Genomic DNA, 5,616 nt, shown 5'->3' on the forward strand with positions numbered 1-5,616 from the left:
AGCAGATAGATGAGTCCGATATCGGTCAATGTTTTCGGATCGTCGTGGTAGAGGTACCAGAGCATCAACCCGACCGTGGCCATCATCAGTACAATGGATGTGAGGATAATGAGAGGATTCGAGCCCGTCTTTTTCCGGAGGATGAGATTGGCTATGGCAACAGCTAGAGAGACGAGAAGAAAGGTGATACTCGAAAAGGCGACGATACTCTCCAGCGCGCCGAACAGGACGAAAAGAGATGCCATCACAAACATCAGAAGCAGAGAATAGTAGGGAATCATCTTATGGTTCCGCTGTGCCAGAATCGACGGGAATATTCCGTCCTGGGCGATGTCGGCGAGCATACGGCTGGCGCCGAAGAGAGTGCCGTTGATGGCACTGCTGGTCGCCAGCAATGCGGCGATGGAGGCGAGCGTGAATCCCCATCGTCCGAATATCGGTTCGAGTGCTTCGGCGATGGCGTATTCTTTGGCTTTCTGAATCTCTTCGAATGTGAGAATGCCCAGAACGGAAATGGCAAGGGTCACGTAGATGAGCGTGACGATGAGAATCGAAAGGTAGATGGCTCGTGGTATATTTTTTTCGGGATTATCGGTTTCGACGACGGCATTGGTGATGAGCTGGAACCCTTCGAAAGCGACGAAGACGAGGGCACCGCTGAGAAGAACCGAGACGAAACCTTTGTCGAACAGCGGTTGAAAGTGGGCCGGTTCGATGTAGAAGAGACCGATGATGCCGAGTGTCATCATGATCGCCACTTTGAAGAAAACGATGACATCTTCGCTTTCGCCAGCCTCTCGGACGCCCCGTAGGTTGATGAAAAGAAAGAGAGAGAGTATGGCGAATGCGAGAATAGTACGGACGATGGCATTGTCGGCGTATCCGATCGCCGCAGCCCCGTAGGCACCGAATGTGTAGGCGTAGAGTGCCAGTGTTCCGATGTAGCCGATGATGACACTCCATCCCACGAAGGCGGCGATCATCGGTCTGTTGGGGAATGCATGCTGCAGATAGGTGTAGCTGGCGCCATCCTGACGATAGGTGACGGCGAGTTTGGCGTAGTTGTAACCGGCGAATACCGCGATGATGCCGCCCATCAGAAAGACGAACACGGTGGCATGGCCGGCGATGGCGTTGGCCAGACCCATGACTGAAAAGATGCCGCCTCCGATCATGCTGCCGATGCCGATGGCGACCAGCTCTTTGAGCCCCAGTTTGTCAGTCATCATTTTCGACCGCTCCTTTCAATCGTTCCATCGCCTCTTCAAGCGTGGATCTCGGGCAACCGATATTCAGACGTATGAAACCGCTTCCACCGGCACCGAAGGAGATGCCCGAATTGAGTCCCAGTTTCGCCTTTTCGACGAAGAAGCGTTCCAGCTGTGCGTCGTCCATTCCCAGATCTGAACAGTCGAGCCACATCAGATAGGTCGCGTCCGGCATAACGGGACGGATAGCCGGGATGTGCTCTCGCAGGTAATCAGTGACGAACGCGATATTGTCCCGTAGATATCCGAGAAGCTCCTCCAGCCACGGTTCGCCGCATCTGTAGGCCGCCATCAGCGCCTCGATGCCGAACAGGTTGCCCATTGTCAGGTCGAACCGGCGCAGCTCCGTTTCGAACCGGCGGCGTATCGTATCGTTTTCTGCGATGGCGTAGGCCGTGTTGAGCCCTGCGATGTTGAACGTTTTGGAGGGTGCGTTCAGCGTGATTGTGGCCTTCGCGACGGCGGGTGAGACCGATGCGATCGGAATGTGCCGGTGCGGGGCGTAGACGATGTCGGCGTGAACCTCGTCGCTGATGATCAGACACTCCTCTTCGAGGCAGATGGCTGCCATCGTTTCGAGCTCTTCCCGGCTCCAGACGCGTCCGACCGGATTGTGCGGTGAACAGAGAACAAAGAGTCTGGCCCTCTTCGCCTTGGCGCGGAAATCGTCGAAATCGACGGTATAGTTACCACGATCGTAAACGAGTTGGTTTTCCAGCAACTCTCTGCCGTGATGCTTCCCGAGCCGGAAAAAGGGGTGGTAGACTGGCGGCTGGATCAACACGCCCTCCCCCGGTTCGGTCAATGCCGTGACGAGGAAGTTGAGCGCCGGTACGACGCCGGGTATCGGAACGATCGATGCCCGGGAAATGCGCCAGCCGTGGCGCCGGTGCATCCACCCTTCGATAGCGTTGAAAAACTCGTCAGGATAGACGGTGTACCCGTAGATCGGATGCTCCGCCCGTTTGACGAGTGCCTCGGTTACGCATCGGGGCGAGGGGAGGTCCATGTCGGCGACCCAGAGCGGCAGCAGATCGCCGGTGCCGAATTTCGCCTCGCGTTCGTCGTACTTGACGCTGTGGGTGCCGCATCGGTCGATCGGTTTGTCGAAAAGGCTCACCGCTTCTCCCAGATCGTCATCTGTGCGACGGAGTGCTGGAACTTTCGCGCCGTTTCGCGGATGACGAATTCGATATCGCGTGTTTCGACGAGCCGGAATGCCGGTTCGAGGTGCATTCTGAGGCCGTCGAGTGTCGTGACGGGCTCGCCGTCTTTTTTGAAACCGCCGAGCCACTTCTCTTTCGGTGTAAAATCTTCGAGCCACGTATAGGGAGAACTCAGTATCAGCATACCGCCGTCGTTGATCCGTTCCGTGATCTCTTTCAGAAACTTGGCCGGGTCGTAGAGACGGTCGATCAGATTACCGGCGAAGACGAGGTCGTAGCCACTGAAGATCGGTTTGAGATTGCAGGCGTCGGCCTGCCAGAAGTCGACACGTTCCGCCACGCCGGCGAGCGATCCTGGAAGTACCGCCTCTTTGTACTCCACGAGTTCCCCTTCCGTCGGGATCGTGTAGCGGATGCGCCCTTCGGTGCGCATTCTTTCGGCCATACCGATAAATCGGGCCGAAAAGTCGAGACCTGTCACCTTTTCGTAGGCTGTCGCGAGTTCGAGCGTGCTTCGCCCGATGGCACAGCCGATATCGAGCGCATGCCCTCTTCTTTTCCCTGCAGTCGCTTCGATGCAGATGCGCGCACACGTTTCGGGGTAGTTCGCGACGCCGAAGTAGGTGTCGCCCCAGCCGAATTCGCAGTATTGGCTCACCTGCATGTCGCTTTCGTAGGTCGCCGAACCGATCTGTTCCATGTAGTCGCTTTCGACATAGCGGAAACCCGCATGCTGGAAGAAGTGGCGTCGGAAAGCGTAGCGTGCCGAAGCCAGTGCCTCGTTGCCGGTACTGATGAAAGATCCTCCCTTGATCAGGTTGTGGCGGCCGTCGTAGGTGGGTGTCGTGAAATCGTCGTAGACCGGATGGATGCCAAATCCCTCGAAAGGATAGATCGGGGTTTCGGTCCACTGCCAGACGTTGCCGATGACATCGTGGAAGTCGCCGTGGGCGAAGGTTTTGACGGAGCAGGCGGAAGCCCAGTGCTCGAGATTGATGTTGGCGGGTGCCTTTTCACCCCAGTGCGGCAGATCGGGTACGCCGCAGTGTTCGTGCAGGCGGACCCACTCGTCTTCGGTCGGAAGCCGCAACTTTCTGGCCGTTTTTTCACCCAGCCAGCTACAGAATGCTTTCGCTTCGTGGTAGTTGACATCGACGGGCCAGTCAAGGGGCATCTCGATGATTTCGGTGAGCGCCCGGTATCGGTAGCCCCCATCCGAAGGGAGCCAGAAAGGGGGATGTTTTGCCTGTTTGAAGTTTCGCCAGGCCACTCCCTCTTCGCTCCACCATCGGTCGGTCAGGTAGCCACCCGCTTCGACGAACGCCATGAATTCGCCGTTGCTGACCAGATATTTGGATGCCTTGAATGCGGGGATGTCCGCTTCGTGATGCCCGTACTCGTTGTCCCAGCCGTAATAGTCGTCGGTTCTGTTCTTTCCGATCGTAATTTTGCCGCCTGGAACGGGAAGCAGCTCGTTGGCCGGAGCCGATCCGCTTTGCATGCATAGAGACCAGTCGGGAGCGGGCTGCACCAAAGAGATGTCGGTCTGCCGTATCAGGACAGAGGAGGTTTCGATGTGGATGCGTTCGTGCTCGATTCCCATCAGGATGACCCACCAGGGAGACTCCCAGGTGATCGGCAGCTCCATCGGCAGCGACGAGATCAGTGCGTCGACGACCTCTCTGACGTTGTCGCGGTAGACCCTGGTCGCATCGACACTCGGCCAGTCGTAGTGGGCTTCGTTGAGATCGTCCCAGCTCATCTCGTCGACGCCGACGGCGAAGATCGACTCCAGCTTCGGATCGATGCGCCGATCGATGATCTTCGAGAGGATCAGTTTGTTGATGAAAAAGACGGCGGTGTGGCCGAAGTAGAAGATGTGCGGATGGCGGAGCGGTTCCGGCCGGTGGAAGAAGGCATCGTCGCTTTTCAGAAGCGAGTAAAGCGATTCGAACGTATCGAACGTTGTGTGAAAATAGTGCCGGATCTCTTCCCGTTTGGCTTCCGGATTGTCTCCATAGAGTGAGGGTGGGCGCAGGGGCTCGATCATGGGGCAGCCTTTTCCGTTTTTTGCCTATTTTATCGAAACAGGCTAAAATCACGGCTAAACAATGGAGTCCATGGCCGTGTGGCTTTCGCAGATAGGCGGGACGGGCTCAAAAAGGTGGCATGTGGAAGAGATACTCAACAATTTGACGACATACGGTTATATCATCCTCTTTCTCTATTCCCTGGGCGGCGGATTTTTCGCACTGGCGGCGGCGGGGGTCCTCGCCTCCATCGGTAAAATGGATCTGACAACGAGCATTGCCGTCGCCTTTGTCGCAAATTTCATCGGTGACCAGGCACTGCTGCTCTTTACGCGTGCCAACAGGCATACGATGATGGAGTACCTGAAAAAACATCGGCGCAAACTCGCCTATTCGCATCTGCTGATGAAAAAGTACGGAACGTGGGTCGTTTTTCTGCAGAAGTATATCTACGGGGTCAAGACGCTGGTGCCCATCGCCATCGGTCTGACCCGCTACGACGCAGTGAAATTCGGCGTGCTCAACCTCCTGGCGGCGGCGGTGTGGGCCGTGGTCGTGGGGGGTGCGAGCTATCTTGGCGGCAAGACGGTTCTCTCGATGCTCGACAGAGCCAAGGAGAATCCCTGGGTGTTGCCGCTCATCGGTGTGCTGATCATCGTGGCGATCGCGATGTTTATAGGGCGGGCTGTTCGGAAATAGCGTTTTTCAATACCTGTTAACTTTTCATGCCGATTTTCAGTGGCGAAGAAATAAAGGTATTTCCAGAACGCATCTCAAAAATCCCCATAGGCGTCCATGGCACCCAAAAGGTGCGATGACAGGGCGAATATGACCGAAGAAATGGCACGCAAACTGGAAGGCATTTCACCAGAGCTTCAGTGGGTGACGGAATCACTCAAAAATGAAATGGACAGATTTAGAGTGTGAGCGGGAATCGGGAAAACGGGAAACGGGAGATGCGGGCCGGGCTCAGGCCCGGGGTTCGAACTTCAGACAGACGGAGTTGATGCAGTAGCGGAGACCGGTCGGAGCCGGACCGTCCGGAAAAACATGGCCGAGATGCGCACCGCAGCGGGAGCAGGTGATTTCGGTACGGATCATGCCGTAGCTGCTGTCTTTGTGTTCCTCGACGGCATCGGGCGTGATGGGACG

At 56.5% G+C, this 5,616-nt stretch carries 5 protein-coding genes; 1 reads left to right on the plus strand and 4 read right to left on the minus strand.

The features are described from left to right. From Q1K24_RS08995 to ovoA, 3 genes are all read right to left on the minus strand, one after another. The coding region (locus tag Q1K24_RS08995) for an APC family permease (protein WP_300369132.1) at window positions 1-1,229 on the minus strand (1,229 nt) is incomplete at its 3' end. After that, window positions 1,219-2,388: a PatB family C-S lyase gene (locus tag Q1K24_RS09000; RefSeq protein WP_300369135.1), complete on the minus strand. Its 1,170-nt coding sequence runs from the start codon at window positions 2,386-2,388 to the stop codon at window positions 1,219-1,221. The genes Q1K24_RS08995 and Q1K24_RS09000, both read right to left, overlap by 11 nt. Continuing rightward, window positions 2,385-4,484 carry a 5-histidylcysteine sulfoxide synthase gene (gene ovoA, locus Q1K24_RS09005; RefSeq protein WP_300369139.1) on the minus strand — a complete coding sequence of 700 codons (2,100 nt, stop codon included), beginning with the start codon at window positions 4,482-4,484 and terminating at the stop codon, window positions 2,385-2,387. The genes Q1K24_RS09000 and ovoA overlap by 4 nt, the downstream gene beginning before the upstream one ends. Before the next feature lie 70 nt (window positions 4,485-4,554). Here ovoA and Q1K24_RS09010 point away from each other — a divergent pair, with 70 nt between their 5' ends. Then, window positions 4,555-5,163, plus strand: a complete 609-nt coding sequence (locus Q1K24_RS09010; protein WP_300369142.1) for a DedA family protein — start codon at window positions 4,555-4,557, stop codon at window positions 5,161-5,163. 270 nt (window positions 5,164-5,433) lie between these two features. On the opposite strand, the gene Q1K24_RS09015 is transcribed toward Q1K24_RS09010, so the two are convergent. Next, window positions 5,434-5,616: peptide-methionine (R)-S-oxide reductase (locus Q1K24_RS09015; RefSeq protein ID WP_300369145.1), on the minus strand; the 183-nt coding region annotated here is incomplete at its 5' end.

This window comes from Hydrogenimonas sp. (genome assembly GCF_029932565.1).
GTDB lineage: Bacteria > Campylobacterota > Campylobacteria > Campylobacterales > Hydrogenimonadaceae > Hydrogenimonas.